This window comes from Candidatus Flexifilum breve (assembly GCF_016713355.1).
Genome location: NZ_JADJPI010000035.1, coordinates 1,075,248 through 1,096,522, shown reverse-complemented (window position 1 = coordinate 1,096,522; position 21,275 = coordinate 1,075,248). Strand labels below are relative to the sequence as shown.

The following is a 21,275-nucleotide window of genomic DNA, read 5'->3' as shown; positions in this document are numbered from 1 at the left end:
ACTATCGCTCCCATGTTTCGACTAACGAAATACATCAGGCCGTATCTCCTGATGGTGCTGCTGGCCATTGCCTTGCTGTTCGTGCAAGGGATTGCCGATCTATCGCTGCCTGACTACATCGGTCAGATCGTGAATACCGGTATTCAGGCGGGCGGTATCGAGAATGCCGTGCCGAACGCGCTGCGCGCGAGCACGATGGATAAACTCGCGCTGTTCATGAACAGCGACGAACTCGCCGATGTCGTGGCGCATTATACGCTGATCGACAGTACGTCGCCGGATTATCAAACCTACCTCAGCCAATATCCGGCGCTCGCGAATGAGCCCGTGTATGTGCTCAATGCGAACATCGAAGCGGCGGAAATCGATCGCCTGAATCCGATCATCGGCAAGCCGCTGGTGGCCGTGTCGGGCATTCAACGCATGATGGACGATCCGGCGAGTATGGAAGGGATGTCGACGGGCGCGTTTGATCTGTCTGCGCTGCCTGAAGGCACGGATCTGTTCGCGCTGCTGGAAGGCATGACGCCGCTCATTCGTACGCCGCTGCTCAACTCGATGCTGGAGCGGTTCTCGGCGATGAGCGACAGCATGATCGTGCAGGCGGCGGCTTCGGGCATCAAGGCGGAATACGCGGCGCTCGGCATGGACACCGGCGCGCTCCAGAATCAGTACATTCTCCGCGTGGGCGGCCTGATGCTGGCGATTTCGCTGCTCTCCGGCGCGTGTACCATCGCGGTTGGCTTCCTCGCTGCGAAGACAGCGGCGGGTATGGCCCGTAACCTGCGCCGCGACATTTTCCAGAAGGTCGAAAGCTTCTCGAACAATGAGTTCGACAAGTTCTCGGTCTCCTCGCTGATCACCCGCTCCACCAATGACGTGACCCAATTGCAGATGTTGATGGTCATGATCATCCGCATGGTGTTCTACGCGCCGATCCTCGGCATTGGCGGCATCCTCAAGGCTGTGCAGACCGATGCAGAAATGTGGTGGATTATCGCGGTCGGTTTGGGCGCGCTGATCACGCTGATCATCGTTGTATTCACGGTCGCGATTCCCAAATTCCGCCTCATCCAGACGTTGGTCGACCGCTTAAACCTCGTCACGCGTGAGAACCTGTCCGGTATGCTGGTCGTGCGCGCCTTCAACACGCAGAAGTTTGAAGAAAAGCGCTTCGATCAGGCGAATCAGGATCTGACGGACAATAACCTGTTCGTCGCGCGTGTGATGTCGGCGATGATGCCGCTCATGATGCTCATCATGAACGGGCTCACGCTGCTGATTGTGTGGGTTGGGGCGCATCAGGTGGCGGCGGCGCAGATGCAGGTTGGCGACATGATCGCCTTCATGCAGTACGCGCTGCAGGTCGTGTTCGCCTTCATCATGCTGTCGATCATGTTCATTATTCTGCCGCGTGCGTCGGTGTCGGCGGATCGTATTGCCGAAGTGATTCACACGGATCTGGTCATCCACGATCCGAAGAACCCGAAGCGCTTCCCCGAACCGTTCAGCGGCACAGTGGAATTCCGCGATGTGTCCTTCCGCTACCCCGGCGCTGAAGAGGATGTGCTGCACAACATCAGCTTTACAGCGCAGCCGGGCGAGATGACCGCCTTCATCGGCTCGACCGGGTCGGGTAAGTCAACGCTGGTCAACCTGCTGCCGCGCTTCTACGACGTGACGCAGGGCGCAATCCTGATCGATGGCGTCGATATTCGCGAGGTCATGCAGCACGACTTGCGCGAACAGATCGGTTTTGTGCCGCAGAAGGCGAATCTGTTCACCGGCACGATTGAATCGAACCTGCGCTATGCCGATGAATACGCCGAAGTGGACGTATTGAACGACGCAATTGATACCGCGCAAGCGCGCGAGTTCGTCAGCACCAAGCCGGAAGGTCTGGGCACGGAGATCGCGCAGGGCGGCAGCAACGTGTCGGGCGGTCAGCGCCAGCGCTTGTCGATTGCGCGGGCATTGGTCAAGCGCGCGCCGATCTATGTGTTTGACGACAGCTTCTCGGCGCTCGACTTCAAGACGGATGCCGCGCTCCGCCGCGCGCTGAAAGAGAAGACGGGCGACAGTACACTGCTGATCGTCACGCAGCGCGTCTCGACGGTCAAGAACGCTGAACAAATCATCGTGCTCGACGAAGGCAAAATTGTCGGCAAGGGCACACATCGCGAACTGATGGAAACCTGTGAAGTGTATCGTGAAATTGCCCTGTCGCAGTTGGGCATGGAGGAACTTGCATCATGATGGGTGGACCCTTAGCTGGAGGCAGACCGGGGCAAGCACGTCCCGGCGGTCAGGGGCACGGCCCCATGGCCATGATGAAGGGCGAATCCGCCCGTGATTTCCGCGGGACGATGAAGAAGCTGATCGCCTACATCGGCGAGTACAAGCTGTCGATTGTGTTGGTGCTGCTGTTCGCTATCGCTTCGACCATCTTTATGATCGTCGGTCCGAAGATCCTCGGGCAGGCGACGACCAAGCTGTTCGAAGGCGTGATGGGGCAGATATCCGGCACGGGCACGGGCATCGACTTCGAGTACATTGGCAATATCATCGTGCTCCTGATCGTCCTCTACCTGATTTCGACGCTGTTCGCCTACATTCAAGGCTATGTGATGGCGGGCATTTCGATGAAGGTGACTTACCGCCTGCGCACGGACATTTCCGAGAAGATCAACCGCCTGCCGCTCAAATACTACGACACGACGAATCAAGGCGAAGTGCTCTCGCGCGTCACCAACGACGTCGACACCATCAGTCAGACGCTGAACCAGAGCCTCGGACAGATCGTCACCTCGGTCACGAGCATGATCGGCGTGCTGATCATGATGCTCTCGATCAGCTGGGGCATGACGCTCGTCGCGTTGGTGATGATCCCGCTGTCGTTTGGCATCATCGCGCTCGTCGTCGGCAAGTCGCAGACGTTCTTCAAGGAACAGCAGGACTACCTCGGCAACGTCAACGGCCATATCGAAGAAATGTACGGCAGCCATTCGGTCGTCAAGGCGTTCAACGGCGAAAAGCAGAGTATCCAGAAGTTTGACGAGTACAACACACGGCTGTACGGCTCGGCGTGGAAATCGCAGTTCCTGACGAGTCTGTTGTTCCCCATCATGGGCTTTGTCGGCAACCTCGGTTATGTCGGCGTGGCGATCGTGGGCGGGTACCTCGCGGTCAATGGTTCGGTCACGGTCGGCGATGTGCAGGCGTTCATCCAGTATGTGCGCTCGTTCACGCAGCCCATCGGGCAGATCGCCAACATCTCGAACATCATGCAGCAGACCGCCGCCGCCGCCGAACGTGTCTTCGAATTCCTCGAAGTGCCGGAAGAAATCGTTGAGACCGACACCGAAACGCCATTCAAAGAAGAAGTGGTCGCCGGGAATGTGGAATTCCGGAATGTCCACTTCGGCTACAACCCGGACAAGATCGTCATCAACGACTTCTCGGCGCTGGTCAAGCCCGGTCAGAAGATCGCTATCGTGGGGCCGACCGGCGCGGGCAAGACGACGATGGTCAAGCTGCTCATGCGCTTCTACGATGTCAACAGCGGCGAAATCCTCATCGACGGGCACGAAATCCGCGAATTCACGCGGCATGATCTGCGCAAGATGTTCGGGATGGTGCTGCAGGACGCGTGGCTCTACAGCGGCACAATCATGGAGAACATCCGCTATGGTCGCTTAGATGCGACCGACGAAGAAGTCTACGCGGCTGCCCGCGCCGCGCACGCCGATCACTTTGTGCGCACGCTGCCCGATGGCTACAACACGGTGCTGAACGAAGAGGCGTCGAATGTGTCGCAGGGGCAGAAGCAGCTTCTCACCATCGCGCGCGCCATCCTCGCCGACCCGCCGATGCTCATCCTTGATGAAGCGACCAGCTCGGTCGATACGCGCACGGAAATCCTGATCCAGAAGGCGATGGATAACCTGATGCATAACCGCACCAGCTTCATCATTGCGCACCGCCTGTCGACCATCCGCAACGCCGATCTGATCCTGGTGATGCGCGACGGCGACATCGTGGAGCAGGGCAACCACGAAGAACTGCTGGCGGCGGGTGGGTTCTACGCGGAACTCTACAACAGCCAGTTCGACCATGTGAATGCGGTCGATGCGGCGTAAGCAATCTGAGTAATTCTCCCATTCAAAAAGCAGCCGCAGCGGCTGCTTTTTGGATTCTAAATGAGTCCACTGGCTTGATATTGAAAGATAAATTTCGTAAACTGAAGCGTAAGGTCAAGTGCCCATTCCGCTAGGGCGCTGTGCGTGTATTGATTGAGAGGTGCAGCGAACATACTCGTTCGGCAATCTGACTGACGTTTAACAGTGGTATCGACTATTTGAAGGAGAACCTACATGCCTAAGCGATTGTCACTTCTTGCCATTCTGTTTGTATTTACACTGCTCGCTGTCGTTCCGATGGTGAGCGCACAGGAAGATGTGCAGTTTGTGTCCTTCATGACGACTTTTGGCGGCTCTGAGCTGGAAGGTCTGCGGCATTCCCTTGACGAATTCACGGCGCAAACGGGCATTCAGGTGATTATTGAAAGTAATCGCCAGCTCGTGCCGATTCTCCGTACCCGCCTCGCCGGCGGCAGCCCACCCGATGTCGCCTTGATCCCGCAGCCCGGCACGCTGGCCGAATTCGCCCGCGCGGGGTACCTCGTCCCGCTGGTGAATGCTGATGGCAGCGCCGGTTTAGTGGATGCGTCGGTCGTCAGCGATAACTACTCGGCGGGGATCGCCCAGCTGGGTGTCGTTGATGGCGTGACCTATGGCATTCTGGCGAAGGCCAATTCCAAGAGCACGATTTGGTACAGCCCGGCTTCGTTTGCCGAACTCGGCGTCGAACCGCCGACGACGTGGGATGAACTGATCGCCATTCAGCAGGCCTACCTCGATGCGGGCCAGACACCCTGGAGCATCGGCGGGGCGGACAGCTGGACTCTGACGGATTGGTTCGAGAACATTTACGTGCGCCAGAACGGCCCGGAAAAATACCTCCAGCTTTTCCAGACCCACGAAATTCCGTGGACTGACCCCAGTGTCGTCGCGGCGCTCGAAGCCTTCCAGCAAATCGTTGACCCCGCCGATACCAAGCTGGCAGGCGGCGTGGAAGGTACGCTCTCGACCGATTTCATCACCGCGGCGAACATGGTGTTCCGTCCCGATAACGAAGCCGAAATGTATTATGAAGGCGGCTTCATCGGCGGTATCCTCGCCTCGAATTTCCCCGAACTGACGCCGGTAGACGATTTCAATGCGTTCCTGTTCCCCGCGTTCAGTGAAGACCAGGGCGCTCCGGTCGTCGGTGGGGGTGACCTTCTCGCGGCGTTCAGCGACCGTCCGGAAGTCGCGCAGTTGATCGAATGGATGGCGGGCGCGGAAGGGAACACGCTGTGGGCCACGGCTCCGGCGGGGGCCGTCGTGTCGCCAAACATGAATGTGGATCTGGCCGTGTACAGCCCGCTCGCTGCGATTGATGCGGGTCAGGTGGCGGGCGCGTCGGCGTTCGTCTTCGACGGCTCGGATCTCATGCCCTCGGCCGCATCGGATGCTTTTGGCACGGCGCTGCAAGACTTCATCGCCAGCCCCAGTGACATGGAGAGCATTCTGCAAGATCTGGAAGATACCGCAGCGGCCAGCTACGGTTCGTAAGACCTGGTTGGCGCTCGGTTCGTTGAGCATAACGGCAGGTGGGGCAGCAGTGTCCCACCTGCCTATTTCTTTCTGCTGCTGCTTTCCTAAAAGGGCGACTTCTATGAGCAGAAATAACCTTCTGGGCTGGGCGTTTGTGTTCCCCGCTGTCATCCTCATCACCGCCTTTTTGATTTACCCCACCATTCGCACCATCCAATTGAGCTTTGACACCGGGTTGGGGTTCACGACCTCGGAATATGTCGGGCTGGAAAACTACTCGAACTTATTTACGCGCGATCGATTCTTCTTCGACATCGATCAATTTCCGCCGCGCGGCGCGGTCTTTAATACGATCATCTGGCTTGGACTGTTCACGGCGGGAACAGTCGGCATTGGTCTGGTGGTGGCGGTGCTGGCAAACGCAGTGCGCTATGAGGTGTTGATCAAAACCATCATCTTTATCCCGATGGCGATCTCGTTCACAGCCGCCGGGATCATCTGGCGCTTTGTCTACAGCCCGGATGAAAAAACGGGCATCTTGAACGCGATTCTGGTGGGCTTAATCCCATCGACCGATCCGATTCCGTGGTTAGGGCGCATCGACATCGTCAATGTCGCGCTAATCATCGCGGGTATCTGGATTTGGACAGGCTTTTGCATGGTGATCCTGTCGGCGGCGCTCAAGGGACTGCCGCAGGAAGTGATGGAAGCGGCGCGCGTCGACGGTGCGAATTCGTGGCAGACCTTCTGGCGTATTACCATCCCGATGCTGCTGCCGACGATCTCCGTGATTACGACCACCATGATCATCAATGTGCTGAAGGCCTTCGATATTGTCTACATCATGACGGCGGGTGGACCGCGTGGCGCGAGCCGCATCATTGGCTTTACGATGTATTGGGAGACGTTTCAGAACGGCAAACCGGGGTATGGGGCGGCCGTCGCGGTGATCATGCTGCTGCTGATGCTGCCGTTCGTCATCATCAACATTCGCCGTTACCGAAGTGGGGAGCAGGGCACATGACCGCCATCACAACGAGCAAATCTATCCCGCAGGTCAACAAGCCTAGACTGCGCCTGTCTTCCCGGTGGCTGATTCACGTCACGTTGTTCATTCTGGCCATCATCTGGTTGACCCCGTCGGTCGGCCTGCTGATCACCTCGTTTCGTCCGCGTGAAGCGATTGCTTCCTCCGGGTGGTGGACGGCGTTTTCGCCCGCGCGCTTTACTTTTGAGAATTACGCGCTCGTCCTGAACGCGCAGGGTATGGGCGACAGTTTCCTCAACAGCTTCAAGATTACCCTGCCGAGTACGTTTCTCCCGCTGTTTTTCGCCTCCATTGCGGCGTATGCGTTGGCGTGGGTGCGCTTTCGTGGACGGAATGTGCTGCAGCTGCTCATTCTCGCGCTCCTGGTCGTCCCCATTCAGACGACGCTTGTCCCGGTGCTGCAATTCTTCAATCAGTTCCGGCTGACCGGAACGTACATCGGCATCTGGATCGCGCATACCGCTTATGGCATGCCGTTCTCGATCTTCCTGCTGACCAATTTCTTCTCGTCACTGCCGCGTGAACTGCTGGAATCCGCGAAGATCGACGGCGCAAACGAGTGGGTGATCTTCGCGCGCATCGTGATTCCGCTGTCGGTGCCCGCGCTGGCGTCGCTGGCGATTTTCCAATTCACGTGGGTGTGGAATGATCTGCTGATCGCCTTAATCTTTATGAGCGACCCGGCGACGCAGCCGGTCACCGTCCGCATCCAAGCGCTGCTCGGCACATATGCGACCGAATGGCACATCATGAGCGCTGCCGCGTTCATTTCGATGTCCGTGCCGCTGCTGGTCTTCTTCGCGCTCCAACGCTATTTTGTCACCGGGTTGACGGCCGGGGCCGTTAAATCGTAGAGAAGTTACAAGTGTGATGTCGCGTTTGGACATCTAGCACTAGCGCTCGGTGGGCTTTGCAAAGGGATAATAGACTGCCGGTGCGTGACCGGCCAAGTGAGCGTGAACCGCGGCTTTGTGCCGCTGATGTCAGAAAGGCTGTTGTATCCCATGCAGTTGTGGATCGAAGGCTCGATTGAGCAGGTCATTGCGGTCGCCAATTCAGGTGTGGCTAGCGCCATTGCCACCAACCCCACCATCATCGACCGCTGGACGAGCGGCGGTCAGAGCCTGGAAGCAGTGGTTACGCAGGTCTGCGCGAACGTGACTATTCCGGTTTATGTGCAGCTTCACGGCCCGACCGTCGACGAATACCTGCGCGAGATGGATCATCTGCACGCCATCTCCAATCTGATTCACCCCAAGCTCGTGGCGTCGCATGCCGGGCTCGCCGCCGCCAAACAGATCGCCGATTCTGGTTTGAAGCCCCTGATCACCACCGTCGCAACGCTCAATCAGGCGTATCTCGCAGCCTGCGCGGGGGCCAGCTATGCCGCGCCCTATGTTGGACGCTTGCACAAGGCGGGCGTGGACACGGTCAAGCTGATTGGCGATATGGTGACGATGTACCGGCACAGCGGCGCGGCCACGCAGGTTGCGGCGGCGAGCATCTCTTCACCGCAAGACGCGGAACACATGCTGCTGGCGGGCGCTTCGATTCCTGTGATGCAGTACGACGTGTACCAGCACATGCTCGACTCCGAACTCACCGCCGTGTGGATCGAGCACTTTGAGGTCAACTGGACGCACATCCCCTATGAAATCAAAAGCGCCGTCTCCTAAGTGAATTTCAGAGGTTGAATGAAGAGGACAAGGCATGCCTTGTCCTCTTAGATCAAGTTCAACCCACATCCTGATCGTGAGCGGGCGGTTAGCGCCCGGCGCTGTTGTTCGTTGACGCGCCGGGACTTTGGCGGCTGGTTTCGTCGGCGCGCTGCGTCAGACGGGTCAAATCGCCGAGGATCATCTTGTCGGTCACGGTTTGCGCCTGCAGTGCCATTTCGTACCATTCCTGCCGTTCCCACAGCAGAATCGCCTCGACTTGTTTGGCGAGGTTGCGCACCTGCGTTTCCCGATACGCCGCGTCTTTCATCGCGACATTGTCTTCCAGCGCCAGCCACTTCAGTTTTTGATCGGCGAGCTTCTGTTCGGCGATCTGGAACAGGCTGTAGGTTTTGCCGAACATACTCACATTCGATAACGAGGTAAGGGCTACGGATACCGCGTTGGTGACTGCGACCACAACAACAAGTTGATAATTCAGAAAACCGCCGAGCGTACTGGCAACGGCTCCAAACAACAATGCAGTCTGCGCCCAACGCACAAACTCCTTCATCCTTTTGAAGTCACCCTGAATATTCTTTTCATACCATCGTCGCTGGTTCTCGAGTCGCCATGCAATGTAATTATCAATCTCAAGTGGTTCCAGTCCATCATCTTCAGGTGTTGAGGAGTTCGCACTCTTGATGTAATCCATAATTGTGTTTGCATCGTTCGGCTCGCTAATGCTCGGTGGAATAACTTCATCCCATTTTACAGACTCCCTCAGATTACTTAAGTTTTCGACTAGCAGATCGTCCATTTCTTCCATTGGACGACCTTCGGCATAAACATCAGCGCGCATTCGGTAAAGATAAATGTGCATACGCATCATTTCGGCGATATAGCGGTATTTGATCCATGATGTTGTTCCGGTGAAGCGCACAATGTCGTTCATCAAATAGGACGCACCTACCGGTAGGACAACGCTGATCAAGCCCAATCCAATTGCCAGTGGCAAATATTGACCAACCAATGCAATTAGGATTGATGCAACTGTCGAGATCAACGTTAGTCCGATGACTAAGCGCCGCCGCCGGACAAAATTGCTTTTCAGAATGGTTGCAGTCTGATCGTAGACTATCATCCGCGCCCACGCCTGTAAAAGCACGTTGCGATTTAGAGTTGATGGTCTCGAAGGTTGTTGAGTGGAGACAGCCATCATTGTCCTCTCTGGGGCAGAGCCAGTTGGAAGTGAATGTTTGTAAGTAACTCCATTATTATCCCGGTTCTAATTTGGTCAACACTTCCCCCTACTTGTTGGGTGGCGTGCAGCGCTTTCGCAAAATCTCTCCCTGTGCTAAGGTGATAGGAAGTAATACCGTCTGTTATAGAGGGGTGGCATGAAAACACGAATTGTTCTCCTCGTGACCGTTGTCTGCGCAGCACTTCTGTTCAGCACGCAGTCGACGTTCGCACAATCGACGTGTGGCGCGACGGTCACCGTGAGCTCCGGTGACACGTTAGTGCGCATTGCGCAGCGCTGCGGCACGACGGTCGCTGCGCTGCTGGCGGCGAATCCGCAGATCGCCGATCCCAATCGGCTGCTGGTGGGTCAGGTGCTGACCGTACCCGGTTCGTCCAACCCGGCGACCCCGAGCGTCGTCACGATCTACCCGCTCGGCGGCGCACCCGGCACGCAGGTGACCGTGATCGCCAACGGCTTGCCCATCAACGCGACTGTGAATGTCGGCGTGGGGCTGCGCAATGCCGGGTTCGCCACGCTCCAGCAGTTGGCGACCGACGCTTATGGCGGCCTGCAGAGCGTCGTGACGATTCCGTCGACGGCGGCGGGCGGTCAGGTGTACGTGGTGACAGTGACTACGCCGACCGGGCAGAGCGTCACAGCGCAGGGGTTCTTTGTGGTCGGCGGCGCGCAAGTTCCGACGCCTGCACCGAGCGGGACGCTGTTCGACCGCGCGAATATCTATCTGATCGCGCTCGAAGATGCGGGCAGCTCCGGGCAAGCCGTCGGCTGCAACGACAGCGCGATCCCGGTTGTGCGCACATTCACGCCAACCGTCGCTCCGTTGACCGCCGCGCTGCAAATTCTGCTTTCGCTCGGCAGCAACCCCTACTATGGTGAGTCCGGGCTGTACAACGCGTTGTACCAATCCAGCTTGCAGTTGGACAGTGTGAACATCGTCAACCGGGAGGCGATCATTCAGTTGTCAGGACAGTTGGTGTCCGGTGGGGTGTGCGATGTGCCGCGTTTGCAGGCGCAGCTCCAGTGGACGGCCCTGCAGTTCACGACAGTCGAGCGCGTGCGCGTCTTTGTGAATGGGCAGCCGCTGGAGCAGTTACTGTCGGCGCAGTGACCGCGGCTGACGAGTGTGGCCGCGGTCCGATATCGGTTACAGGGCGGGCAAAAAGAAACTGAAGATGCTGCCTTCGCCGACCACGCTCGTCACATCGACCGAACCGCCGAGCTTTTCGGCGATGCGCTTGGCAATGGAGAGGCCGAGGCCGTGACCTTCGACGCGGAAATCGCCGAGGCGGTTGAACTTGTCGAACAGCAGGTGCAGCTTGTCATCGGGGATGCCAGCGCCATTGTCGCGCACCCAGAAGCGCACCATATGGTTGTCGGCGGGCGCGGCGCCGAGTTCAATACGCGGCGGTGTGCCGCCATATTTGATGGCGTTGCTGATGTAGTTCGTCCAGATTTCCGCAACCCACGGCGCAAAGCCGATGGCGGTCGGCCACTGGGTGGGCACGATGATCTCGGCGTTGTACTGCTTGGCCATGTTCGCCAGTCGTTCCTGCACCTGCATGACGATCTCGGCGGTCTTCAGCGGTTCGCGTTCAATCTGTTCCTGCTTGCGCACGCTGGCGAACAGCAGCAGCGCATCGACGATGTTGATCGCGCGCCACGCGACCGCCGAAATGTGCTGCAAATGGGGCAGCAGTTCATCACCGGGGGTTTCGACGCAAATCTCTTTGAGGAATTCGGTATAGCTGAAGACCGTCGACATCGGATCTTTGAGGTCATGCGCGACGGTGTGCGCGAAGCTGTCGAGATCCGCGATTAACTGCTCACGTTCCGCTTCGAGCTGTTTGCGCAGGCTGATATTGCGCACGAAGTTCTGAATCGTCTGCTGCTGGCCAACCTTCACCACGCGGCTGCTCACTTCCACCGCGATGCGGTCGCCGTTTTTGTGGCGATAGAAGCATTCGTAGATCGTCGTCTGGCTGACGGTGGATTCCCAGGCGAAGGGCTGGGTGTCGTCGATCGGGTCGATGACTTCGAGCGCCTCCATCGACAGGCCGATAAGCTCGTCCGGCGCGTACCCGAAGCGGCGCGCGGCATGAGCGTTGGCCGCGATGATCGTATACGTGTTGACATCGATGATAAAGATGGAGTCGCCGGCGCTCTCAAAAAGATTGGCGTAGCTGCTCTTGGCTTGTTCAGTTTCGGCCTTCAGCCGGTCAATTTCACGTTGTGCCGCTGCGAGAGCGTCTACGAGCTTGTCATGGTCGCTTGGTTGAGCCATCATCAAGTGTCCTGCTTGGGAATCATTGTTCGCGGGTGTCCAACTGCATGTCAAGCCAACACTACATTATTCTTGAGTACACACAACTACGCAAGTCCTAACCGAGACCAACCGCGGACTGGCACCGCGTCCTTGCTTAAGGCAGCGCGCTTAGGCGGTCACAACCGCCGTCAAGCGGGTCAGTCGAGATCGACCTATACCGAGTGTGTGAGCGCACAGACGCGCGTGCTGGCTGGATTGCACCACAAGGCACTAGACCGCCCGGCTGCGCCCGTGCCGCACAATCAAATCTCATTGTACGCTGTCCTAGCGTATTTCAATGGTGTAGATTTTGCGCTCCACTGGATCAGAGTTGTCGTTCGCGGCCTACCTTGACGTACTCAGAACGCCAGACTGGCCAAGTGGTTAGGTAAGGAGGCCAAGAATCCGGGTAGTTAAAAACCGTCCGTCCGGTTGGTGCATTCGAATGCGTGATCGGTTACATTTAAGGTATCCTGCTGACATTGCCGCTTGAAGGACGTCGTTACATGAAGCTCAAGGTACTCTACATCGAAGATAACCCGATCAATATGCTGCTCGTGCGCAAAATGCTGCGGTTCACCGATCATGAACTGATCGAAGCCGAAGATGGCGCGACCGGGTATGCGAAAGCGGTGCAAGCAGTGCCGGATATTGTCATCATGGATATCGGTCTGCCGGATGTGAACGGCATCGAGATCGCCCGGCAGATGAAGGAGACGCCGACCCTCAAGCACATTCCGATCATTGCGCTGACCGCGGATGTGTCGGATGAGACGTATCGCGCGTGTCTCGACGTGGGGTGCGCGCAGGTGCTGCACAAGCCGGTGAGCCGCTTCATGCTGCTGGATACGATTCGCGGCTATGCGGAAAAACTGGGTACGCCCGGACAGAAAGACCAGCGGGCGGCGCCAGCGCAGGAGAAGATCAAGGTTTTGATCGCGGAAGATAACCCGGACTTGCGGGCGATCTTCGCGTGCACCTTCGACCGGCGGCACTTCGCCCTCGAAGCAGCCGCGGACGGCGTCGAAGCGGTTGAACATCTGAATAATGAGGTTCCCGACATTCTGATTCTGGATATCAATATGCCGCGAATGTCCGGCTATGATGTGCTCACCTTTGTGCGCCATAACCAACGCACGCGCAATATGAAGGTGATCGTCGTGACCGGCAATAACACGGTGCTGCAAGCGCCGGAAGCGGAATATGCCGATCTGATCCTCATCAAGCCGGTGAATATCAGCGAACTGATCACCTTTGCCCAACGGTTGATCGCGGTGCCTGCTTAGGTCAAGGTGGTAATAATTAACAAAAGGTAAAATTAGGGATAAGTGCTATCGCTTCGACAATAGAGGTATAGTTAAGCCGCACCCTGTAACTGCCGGATTTAAGCATGACCCTTGCTGATACCCTGTCGTTTCTCACGTTGAGCGCCTCCACGATCATTCTGGTGGCGCTTGTGCTTTATGGTTGGCACCGCCGCGGCGAAATCGCGGCCCCTCCGTTCACGGCGGAAATCGCCTGTACCGCGTTCTGGGGTTTGTGCCTCCTCATGCAGATGAGCAGCCCAGACGAAACGTGGGCGTTTTTCTGGGCGCGCCTTCGGTTTCTCGGCAATACGCCGCTGGCAGTCTTCTATTTCCTGCGCGTGCTTGAATCGACCGGCTATTCCATCTGGAACCGACCGCGCCGCTACTGGTTCCTCTTCATCATTCCGGTCATTACCAACCTGATCGTATGGAGCGACCGCAGCTTCGATTGGTTTTTTGTGTCGTGGTCGGTTGTGCGCCAAGGGCTGTTTTACATCGAAGTGGCCGCGTATCAGGGGTGGGCGGTCGTCCCGTTACTCTATTCTTATGTATTGCTCGGCATCGGTTTTGTCCTGATCATCCGGGAAATTCGGCGGACGCAGGGCGGCTTTCAGCGGCAGGCACTCCTGCTGTTTCTGGCGGCGTTAGTGCCGGTGACCGTGCATGTGCTGTTCTACCTCCTCGACCTCGATTTCAGTTTTATCCGGCAGACGCCGACGCTGCTTGCGGCTTCCGCGCTCGTCAACACGTGGGCGCTGCTCGGCGGCAGCCTGCTCCATGTGATTCCGGCAGCGCACAGCACCATTCTGGACACCTTGAACGTCGGCGTTGTCGTGATCGACAAGCAGGATCGGGTGATCAGCGTCAACACGACAGCGCGCCCATTTGCCGCACTCAAGTCGGTCAAAGGCAAGCCGATTGATCAGGTATTTCCGGCGTTTGTATCCACGATTGACCGGTATCGCACACGCTATGATGAAGTGAGCGATGAATTTATGCAGCAAGTGGACAATGAACGGCGTTACTGGGCGATCCAGATTCGCCCTGTCTTCCGCTCTCCCGGACGCTTGGCCGGGCGCGTGGTCATGGTGCAGGAGATCACCGGTCGCAAACGGACTGAGGAGCAGCTCCGGCTGTTGGAACGGGCGGCGAACAGCAGCCCGGCGGGGATGGTCATCGTCACCAATGGGGGTGTGTATCCGGCGATCTATGTTAACGATACGTTTCTCGACATCACCGGTTATGCGCGTGAGGACTTCATTGGCCATGGGCTGCAGTTCCTCCAGCGCACAGATCACGATCAACCCGGCCTTGATGAGCTGCGCCGGGCGCTGCGCGAAGAACGTCCCGCCAAGCTGCTGGTCCGGGCGTACCGCAAGGACGGCAGTCTGTTCTGGAATGAGATCTGGATTGCCCCGGTTGTCAATGCGGCGGGTAAGGTCGAGCACTTCATCACCACACAGATGGATGTGTCCGAGCGGGTGGCGGCTGAAGCACAGGAAGCCAAGTTGATCGAACGGATTGCGATGGCGAACCGCGAACTCAAGGATTTCGCCTACGTTATTTCCCACGACCTGCGCGCGCCGCTGCGCGGGGTCAACTCGATTGCGCACTGGCTGGTCGACGAGTATGCCGATAAGCTGGACGCCGAGGGCAAGGAGCTCATCGATCTGCTGCTGGGGCGTGTACAGCGGATGGAGCAGATGATCAACGGGGTGTTGGAATATGCGCGCATCGGTCATGACCAGACCATGCGCGATGAAGTGGACGTGCGCGCGCTGATCGACCAGATTGTGCAGGATATTGTCCCGGCTGACCGCATTCAGACGGTGATTGAAACGCCCCTGCCGACGCTCTACATGGATGCAGTGCGCCTACGGCAGGTCTTCCAGAATCTGATCGACAATGCGGTGAAGTATATGGATAAGCCGCAGGGGGAAATCCGGATCGGGGCGCAGCGGCAGGGGGCGGAATGGCGCTTCTGGGTGCGCGACAATGGCGTCGGCATACCGCCAAACCAGACAGAGCGGATTTTCCAGATGTTCCAGACCTTGAGCTCGCCAGACCAGACCGAGAGCACCGGGATGGGGCTGCCGTTGGTCAAACGCATCGTGGAGCTGAACAACGGGCGCGTGTGGGTGACGGCTCCGCCCGAAGGCGGCAGTAGTTTCGAGTTCACGCTGCCTGCGGCGCTGGCAGACCCTGGGCGTCTGCCAGTGCCGCGCGGCACCGGTTCGCTAGTTTGACGCCGTCAGTGTTTGGTAAAAGGTGCTGTTGAGCGCGTAGAGCTGATCCACATCCATTTTGATCACGGCGCGATCATAGGTCAGCATGCCGTTGACTTCCGTCTCGACATCGGTCGTCTGCGTGTAGATCGCTGCTGCCAGCCCCTGATCCGTATACAGCGCGTACAACTGCTCGATCAGGTCGGTGTAGGCCACGGTGAGGTCGGCGACGGTCTCGTATTGGCGGTAGCCCCAACTGTTCTGAGCGAGGTACGTATGCCCGCTGAGCGGCAGACCTAAACCGCCGAATTCCCCCAAGATGCGCGCGCGCTCCGAGTCAAATCCGGGCACGTCTGGCCCCGGATACGAGTGAATGTCATAGACATCCCCCGCGCCGACATCGTTCCACCCGCTGGCACTGTTGACCAAGCGCGTCGGATCGTAAGCTTGCAGCCACTCGGCGAGGCGCACGGTATCGTACTGCCCCCAACCCTCGTTGAAGATCACCCACATCACGATCGATGGATGGTTGGCGTGTGTATCGACCATCCGCTGCAGTTCCAGTTCGAATTGCTCAGCGGAGGCGTCCGAGCGGTCGATTTCGCCCTGACCGGGGTCGACGAATGCATCACCGCTCGGCATGTCCTGCCACACCAGTACACCCAAGCGATCCGCCCAGTAATACCAGCGCTCCGGTTCAACCTTGACGTGCTTGCGGATGGTATTAAAGCCGAGCTGCCGCGTCACTTCGATATCATGGCGCAGCGCTTCATCGGTCGGCGCGGTGTACAGGCCATCCGGCCAGAAGCCTTGATCGAGCAGCCCAAACTGGAACAGCGGCGCGTTGTTGAGCCACAGGCGCAGCACCCCCTCGGCATCCGGCGCGACCGCGATTTTGCGCAGGCCGAAGTAACTGCCCACCTGATCGACGACTGCGCCTGCGTGCACAAGGCGCACGTCGAGATCGTACAGGTACGGCGAGTCGGGCGACCATAACTGTGGATCGGGGATGACGACTTCGATTGTGGCATCCGCGGCACCACTGGCTGTGCTGACCAGCTCATCACTCGCCCGCGCATCGACTTCAAGCGTATAGCCGCTCACGTCGGTCGCACCGCTGAGGTCCGCGCTCAGGCGCAGCACGCCCGCGTCGATGTCAGTTTCCATATGCAAGGCGTCGATGGCGACGGACGGCACGGGTTCGAGCCATACCGTTTGCCAGATGCCAGAAGAGGGGGTGTACCAGATGCCATCCGGACGGAAGACCTGTTTGCCGCGGGGCTGCGTGCCTTCGGTGGGGTCAAATACGTCGTGCAGGATGTGCTGTTCGCCGCTCGGACGCAGCGCGTCGGTGATGTCGAAGGTAAAGGCGTCGTAGCCGCCAATGTGACTGCCGATCTCTATGCCGTTCACCCAGGCGGTCACGCGCCAGTCCACCGCGCCGAAGTGAAGCAGCACCCGCTCTCCCGTCCACGATTCCGGGACGGTGAAGGTGCGCTGATACCAGATGTGCTTGAAGTCGGCGCGGCGCTGCACGCCGGAGAGATACGACTCAATCGGGAAAGGGACGAGGATTTGCCCCTCGAACTCTGTCGGCGCGGGGTCGTTCATGCGGGTGAGCGCGTAGTCCCACCAGCCGTTCAGGTTGAACCAGTCCGCGCGCACCAGTTGCGGACGCGGATACTCTGGCAGCACATTCTCCGGGTCGACATCGGCGGCCCATGGGGTGAGGAGTTGTTGATGTTGGGCGGTGACCGGGGCCAACTGTAAGACGAGGGTACATAAAGCAAGGGTAACCAGCAAACGTAACACGTGCATGACCTTAGTCTTTTTGTAAGGGTGAAGATCATGATTATAGCGCTCGGGGTAGAGCAGGGGGCGATCAACCTCTCGATGATTGACGAGAGGTTGATCGAGGCCAGACTTCAGAGCAGGGAGGTTACTTCGCGGCCAAACGAGGTCGCGTCAATCGGTTTGGAGAAGTACGCGCGGAAACCGGCGGCAATCGCCTGTTCGCGCAGTTTGGATGTGTGGTACGCGGTCACGGCGACGCACGGCAGTTCGGATGTCTCTGGGTGGCTGATGATATCGTTGAGCAGCGCGAAGCCATCTTTGCCCGGCAGCGCCAGGTCGATGATGGCGAGGCCGTACTCGATGTGTTTCTGGAAAAGGTAAAATTCAGCCGTCTCAGCGTCACCTGCCACATCAATTGGGATGTTCATGTATGACAGAATGTGCGCGACGACCGCTTGTCCATCGGGATCGTCTTCGACAACGAGCAGGCGTTGATAAGCCATAAGGGTTCACTCCTAAAGATGCAAGGCGGCTTTGAAGGTTGGGATAGTGGCCAGCATGGTGACCAACTGCTGGATGAACGTGTCGGCAGACAACGGCTTGGTGATATAGTCGGTGAAACCGGCGGCGAGCACGCGCTCCCGGTCACCGACCATGGCATGCGCCGTCAGCGCGATGATCGGAAGGTCGGCGGTGAGCGGGCTGGAACGTAAATTATGCAGGAATTCCCAGCCATCCATCACCGGCATCGACAGATCCGAAATGATGAAATTCGGACGCTGCTGTTTGATCATGTCGAGCGCTTCTCGGCCATCGGATGCGCTGACCACTTCCGCGCCGTAGAAATCGAGGATGAAGCGCGCGACTTCGAGGCTATCCTGCTCATCATCGACGACGAGGATGGTCCAGCCAGCGAACAAATCCAGCGGAATTGCATTCATGACTGCCTACCTTAATTCGCGCTCGGCGTGATATTGAGCGGGAGCAGTACTGTGAATTTGCTGCCTTTGCCGACTTCACTTTCGAGCTGGACTTGCCCGCCCATCATGCGGGTGAGCTTCTGCACAATCGCCAGACCTAAGCCCGTGCCGCCAAACTCGCGTTTGGACGTGCTGTCCACCTGCCGGAATTCGTCGAAGATGAATTCACGGGCATGGGGCGGAATGCCGATGCCGGTGTCGCTGACTTCGATGGCCCACTGAGTCCCGTCTTTGCGCACATTCATTGCGACGGAACCGCTTGCCGTGAACTTGATGGCATTGCCCACGAGATTGATCGCGATCTTCGAGATCGCTTCCTCGTCGCCGTACACGGTCGGCGGCAGTTCCGGGTCGACCGAGGTGGTGAAGGCGAGGCGCTTGGTATCGGCGAGCGCGCTCATCTGCTTCTGGATGCGTTCGGTGAAGACCGCCGGGGTGATCGGCTCGCTGACCAGTTCCATACGCCCGGATTCGATGCGGGAGAGATCGAGGAAGTCGTTGATGAGCGAGAGCAGACGTTTGCTGTTGGCGCTGATACGTTCCACCATCTTGCGCGCCTGCGGGCCTAAGTCCACGCCCATGTTGCCGAGCATAATGCTGGTGAAACCTTCAATGGCGTTGAGCGGCGTGCGCAGCTCGTGCGACATGGTCGAGAGGAATTCGGATTTGAGGCGGTTGTTTTCCTGCGCCAGACGCTGCGCGCGCAGCGCTTCCGCATTCGCGCGCTTGAGGTCTTCGGTCTGTTCACGGATGCGTACCACCATCGCGTTGAATGCTTCCGTGACGATGCCGAGTTCGTTGTAGCGCTGAATCGGGACGCTGGTATTGAAGTCGCCCTTCGCGACATTTTCCGCACCGTTCTGCAGGCGGTTGAGCGGATCGAACAGCAGGCGTTTAAAAGCCCGTTCGTTCAGGAAGCCGGCGACCAGCGAGAAGCCGACGATCAGCGCGATGACGAAGATCTGCATTTGGGTGCGGGCTTCGTTGGCAAGGCTTGTGCTGACTTCGGTGATGACTGTCCAACCCGTGCCGGGAATGCCCTTACTCGACCCGATGACGGATTCACCTTCGAAATTGGTGTAATTGATGTCGCTCAGAACGCGATCGGGGGCGGTCAGTATGCGTTCCCATTCTTCACGTCCGGCAAGGCTGGAACGCGCCTCGACCCACTCAATTTCCACATGGGCGAGCACATGGCCATCACTGTCGACCACGTAGGAGTCGGTGCTGTCGCCAAGATGGATTTCTTCGAGAGCTTCGTTGAACACCGTCATGTTGATCACGGCAGCGACCACGCCGCCATCGGCGCGGCGGGTAGAAACGGTGAGGTAGGCTTCGCCATCGGTACTGAATTCGACATCGCTGACATAGTCGGAGTCGGCAGCGCCGGTAAACCAGAGTTGGTCGGTAATGGCTGATTGCCCACTTAAGATGGGATCAGTCACGGCGCTGTTCAGCAGAATATCGCCGTTGGCCGCGGTTACGACGATTTCACGAAAACTGGGATTAGCCACAAGAATCGACTCGACTAGCCCCTGCAAATCGGCGATATCCTCTTCCGCTTGCGAAAGATCAAGATTTCCGGCGATTTGGAGGGTTCCGAGCGCGTTTTCAATCTGAGATTCGACATCGTGCGTCGCGTGGGTGGCGGCTGCGTCGAGCCGGGCCGTCCACAGACCACGGACAGTCTGTGCGAGAATCAGGTTGCCAAAGATGGCGAACAAGACCAGAAACAGTACCTGGAGGGCGAGCTGTAAGAGGATAACACTTTGACGAATGCTGCGCGCCCGTGGGCGAGTGGATTGGACTGCGGTTGTCATTGAGTCTGTTGTCCTACGAGGCTAAAAGTTGTAGTGCGTCACAAGCATAAAGGAATTATAGACCGGTAATCTATTGGGCAAGCATTGTGGTTCTGTTACTGCTGACCGCGGGGCACACGCAGCAGAATCGTCACCGTGGTTTCGCCATTCTCGGACGCCAATTTGAGTTCGCCGCCAGCTAAATCACACAGACCTCTGGCGATCACCAGTCCCAGCCCCGTCCCTTGCTGCTCATAGGTCTGACGGTTGAACTGCATGAAACCGCCGATCTGCTGGATTTGCTCCGGGGTGAATTCTGGCCCGAAGTTTTGCACTGTGATGGAATAGGAATTCGGGCGTTCGCAACCGCTGATAGTGACTGGCGTGCCTGGACGTGAGAACTTGAAGGCGTTCTCGACGATTTCCTCGATAATTTTGTCGAAATAATCCTGTTGAATGAACATGTTAAACATAGGCAGCGAACTGACCAGATCGTCTTCCCGGTGCATCCGTTCGGCGACTGCGCGCGCCCGGTTGGCGCCAAGGAGTCCGATATCAGACATGATCCGGTCAGAATTGCGTCCGACCTGCATCTGCGTGGTGAGATACCACAAGTACTTTTCTGCCATGAAGCGCAGGCGCATGGCATTTGCCTGAATCGACTCGATCATTTCGCGTTGGACCGGGTCAATATGCTGCGCATCGTCGAGCACGAGGTACGTATAGCCCTCGATAATCATGATCGCCGTGCGCAATTCGTGAGGCAGCGCGGTGGTAATGTTCAAGCGGAGTTCGTCGATAGCTTTGTTCAGCAGCGACTGACGGCGCGCGCGTTTGTCGAGGCGCACTTTGATGACGCGCAGCAGTTCGGGGACGGAAAATGGTTTGGTGAGGAAGTCGTCGGCGCCCTGTGCCATGCCCAGGCGAATCGTTTTGGCATCGGCCTGTCCGGACAGGAAGATGATCGGCACATCGGCCAGCTTATCGACCTGCTGCAAACGCTTCAACACGCCAAAGCCATCCAGCCCGGGCATCGCCACGTCGCAGATGATCAGATCGGGCGGGGCGGCGAGCGCTAATTCCACCCCCGCTTCACCATTCGCTGCGGCCAGCGTCTCATAGCCTGCCAGCGAGAGGATCTCGACCAGTGTCTCCCGAACAGTGGATTCGTCTTCGATGACGAGGAGTTTCGGCATAGTACGGTGTTGACCTTTAGTGTGCGGGGCTGGTCTGGCTGTGCC

At 58.0% G+C, this 21,275-nt stretch carries 16 protein-coding genes; 9 read left to right on the top strand and 7 right to left on the bottom strand.

Annotation, left to right across the window (positions count from 1 at the left end):
- The first annotated feature begins 12 nt into the window (after nt 1-12).
- From IPK17_RS27695 to IPK17_RS27670, 6 genes are all read left to right on the top strand, one after another.
- The gene (locus IPK17_RS27695) at nt 13-2,256 is read left to right on the top strand and encodes an ABC transporter ATP-binding protein (RefSeq protein WP_343420932.1); all 2,244 of its coding nucleotides are present in this window, start codon (nt 13-15) and stop codon (nt 2,254-2,256) included.
- Complete coding sequence (locus tag IPK17_RS27690) at nt 2,253-4,139, top strand: ABC transporter ATP-binding protein (RefSeq protein WP_343420931.1); 1,887 nt, start codon at nt 2,253-2,255, stop codon at nt 4,137-4,139. The genes IPK17_RS27695 and IPK17_RS27690 overlap by 4 nt, the downstream gene beginning before the upstream one ends.
- A 234-nt stretch (nt 4,140-4,373) precedes the next feature.
- Complete coding sequence (locus IPK17_RS27685; protein WP_343420930.1) at nt 4,374-5,675, top strand: ABC transporter substrate-binding protein; 1,302 nt, start codon at nt 4,374-4,376, stop codon at nt 5,673-5,675.
- A gap of 103 nt (nt 5,676-5,778) precedes the next feature.
- Nucleotides 5,779-6,681, top strand: coding sequence for a carbohydrate ABC transporter permease (locus IPK17_RS27680; RefSeq protein ID WP_343420929.1), 903 nt, complete (start codon nt 5,779-5,781; stop codon nt 6,679-6,681).
- Nucleotides 6,678-7,559 (top strand): carbohydrate ABC transporter permease, encoded by an 882-nt coding sequence (locus IPK17_RS27675; protein WP_343420928.1) that lies wholly within the window; start codon nt 6,678-6,680, stop codon nt 7,557-7,559. The genes IPK17_RS27680 and IPK17_RS27675 overlap by 4 nt, the downstream gene beginning before the upstream one ends.
- Before the next feature lie 84 nt (nt 7,560-7,643).
- Nucleotides 7,644-8,381 (top strand): transaldolase family protein, encoded by a 738-nt coding sequence (locus IPK17_RS27670; protein WP_343420927.1) that lies wholly within the window; start codon nt 7,644-7,646, stop codon nt 8,379-8,381.
- A gap of 88 nt (nt 8,382-8,469) precedes the next feature.
- On the opposite strand, the gene IPK17_RS27665 is transcribed toward IPK17_RS27670, so the two are convergent.
- Complete coding sequence (locus IPK17_RS27665; protein ID WP_343420926.1) at nt 8,470-9,582, bottom strand: hypothetical protein; 1,113 nt, start codon at nt 9,580-9,582, stop codon at nt 8,470-8,472.
- Between the two features lie 178 nt (nt 9,583-9,760).
- On the opposite strand from IPK17_RS27665, the gene IPK17_RS27660 reads away from it, so the two are divergent.
- Nucleotides 9,761-10,735 (top strand): LysM peptidoglycan-binding domain-containing protein, encoded by a 975-nt coding sequence (locus IPK17_RS27660; RefSeq protein ID WP_343420925.1) that lies wholly within the window; start codon nt 9,761-9,763, stop codon nt 10,733-10,735.
- A gap of 36 nt (nt 10,736-10,771) precedes the next feature.
- Here the strand turns inward: IPK17_RS27660 and IPK17_RS27655 are convergent, their stop codons facing one another.
- Nucleotides 10,772-11,911 (bottom strand): sensor histidine kinase, encoded by a 1,140-nt coding sequence (locus IPK17_RS27655; RefSeq protein ID WP_343420924.1) that lies wholly within the window; start codon nt 11,909-11,911, stop codon nt 10,772-10,774.
- Between the two features lie 524 nt (nt 11,912-12,435).
- Here IPK17_RS27655 and IPK17_RS27650 point away from each other — a divergent pair.
- Both IPK17_RS27650 and IPK17_RS27645 read left to right on the top strand, forming a co-directional pair.
- Nucleotides 12,436-13,215: a response regulator gene (locus IPK17_RS27650; RefSeq protein ID WP_343420923.1), complete on the top strand. Its 780-nt coding sequence runs from the start codon at nt 12,436-12,438 to the stop codon at nt 13,213-13,215.
- Nucleotides 13,216-13,319: 104 nt separating this feature from the next.
- Nucleotides 13,320-15,482: a histidine kinase N-terminal 7TM domain-containing protein gene (locus tag IPK17_RS27645; protein ID WP_343420922.1), complete on the top strand. Its 2,163-nt coding sequence runs from the start codon at nt 13,320-13,322 to the stop codon at nt 15,480-15,482.
- Here the strand turns inward: IPK17_RS27645 and IPK17_RS27640 are convergent.
- The 5 genes from IPK17_RS27640 to IPK17_RS27620 form a co-directional block, all read right to left on the bottom strand.
- The gene (locus tag IPK17_RS27640; RefSeq protein ID WP_343420921.1) at nt 15,474-17,279 is read right to left on the bottom strand and encodes a glycoside hydrolase family 2 protein; all 1,806 of its coding nucleotides are present in this window, start codon (nt 17,277-17,279) and stop codon (nt 15,474-15,476) included. The two genes, IPK17_RS27645 and IPK17_RS27640, sit on opposite strands and share 9 nt — an antisense overlap.
- A 107-nt stretch (nt 17,280-17,386) precedes the next feature.
- Entirely contained in the window at nt 17,387-17,758 is a 372-nt protein-coding gene (locus tag IPK17_RS27635; RefSeq protein ID WP_343420920.1) for a response regulator, read from the bottom strand.
- A gap of 12 nt (nt 17,759-17,770) precedes the next feature.
- Nucleotides 17,771-18,196 (bottom strand): response regulator, encoded by a 426-nt coding sequence (locus IPK17_RS27630; RefSeq protein ID WP_343420919.1) that lies wholly within the window; start codon nt 18,194-18,196, stop codon nt 17,771-17,773.
- Between the two features lie 11 nt (nt 18,197-18,207).
- Nucleotides 18,208-20,055 carry a sensor histidine kinase gene (locus tag IPK17_RS27625; protein ID WP_343420918.1) on the bottom strand — a complete coding sequence of 616 codons (1,848 nt, stop codon included), beginning with the start codon at nt 20,053-20,055 and terminating at the stop codon, nt 18,208-18,210.
- 95 nt (nt 20,056-20,150) lie between these two features.
- Nucleotides 20,151-21,230 carry a hybrid sensor histidine kinase/response regulator gene (locus IPK17_RS27620; RefSeq protein ID WP_343420917.1) on the bottom strand — a complete coding sequence of 360 codons (1,080 nt, stop codon included), beginning with the start codon at nt 21,228-21,230 and terminating at the stop codon, nt 20,151-20,153.
- Between the last annotated feature and the right edge of the window lie 45 nt (nt 21,231-21,275).

Coding starts and splice junctions, on each gene's coding strand:
- IPK17_RS27695 (WP_343420932.1), top strand. CDS start 13: ATGTTTCGACTAACGAAATACATCAGGCCGTATCTCCTGATGGTGCTG.
- IPK17_RS27690 (WP_343420931.1), top strand. CDS start 2,253: ATGATGGGTGGACCCTTAGCTGGAGGCAGACCGGGGCAAGCACGTCCC.
- IPK17_RS27685 (WP_343420930.1), top strand. CDS start 4,374: ATGCCTAAGCGATTGTCACTTCTTGCCATTCTGTTTGTATTTACACTG.
- IPK17_RS27680 (WP_343420929.1), top strand. CDS start 5,779: ATGAGCAGAAATAACCTTCTGGGCTGGGCGTTTGTGTTCCCCGCTGTC.
- IPK17_RS27675 (WP_343420928.1), top strand. CDS start 6,678: ATGACCGCCATCACAACGAGCAAATCTATCCCGCAGGTCAACAAGCCT.
- IPK17_RS27665 (WP_343420926.1), bottom strand. CDS start 9,582: ATGATGGCTGTCTCCACTCAACAACCTTCGAGACCATCAACTCTAAAT.
- IPK17_RS27660 (WP_343420925.1), top strand. CDS start 9,761: ATGAAAACACGAATTGTTCTCCTCGTGACCGTTGTCTGCGCAGCACTT.
- IPK17_RS27655 (WP_343420924.1), bottom strand. CDS start 11,911: ATGATGGCTCAACCAAGCGACCATGACAAGCTCGTAGACGCTCTCGCA.
- IPK17_RS27650 (WP_343420923.1), top strand. CDS start 12,436: ATGAAGCTCAAGGTACTCTACATCGAAGATAACCCGATCAATATGCTG.
- IPK17_RS27645 (WP_343420922.1), top strand. CDS start 13,320: ATGACCCTTGCTGATACCCTGTCGTTTCTCACGTTGAGCGCCTCCACG.
- IPK17_RS27640 (WP_343420921.1), bottom strand. CDS start 17,279: ATGCACGTGTTACGTTTGCTGGTTACCCTTGCTTTATGTACCCTCGTC.
- IPK17_RS27635 (WP_343420920.1), bottom strand. CDS start 17,758: ATGGCTTATCAACGCCTGCTCGTTGTCGAAGACGATCCCGATGGACAA.
- IPK17_RS27630 (WP_343420919.1), bottom strand. CDS start 18,196: ATGAATGCAATTCCGCTGGATTTGTTCGCTGGCTGGACCATCCTCGTC.
- IPK17_RS27625 (WP_343420918.1), bottom strand. CDS start 20,055: ATGACAACCGCAGTCCAATCCACTCGCCCACGGGCGCGCAGCATTCGT.
- IPK17_RS27620 (WP_343420917.1), bottom strand. CDS start 21,230: ATGCCGAAACTCCTCGTCATCGAAGACGAATCCACTGTTCGGGAGACA.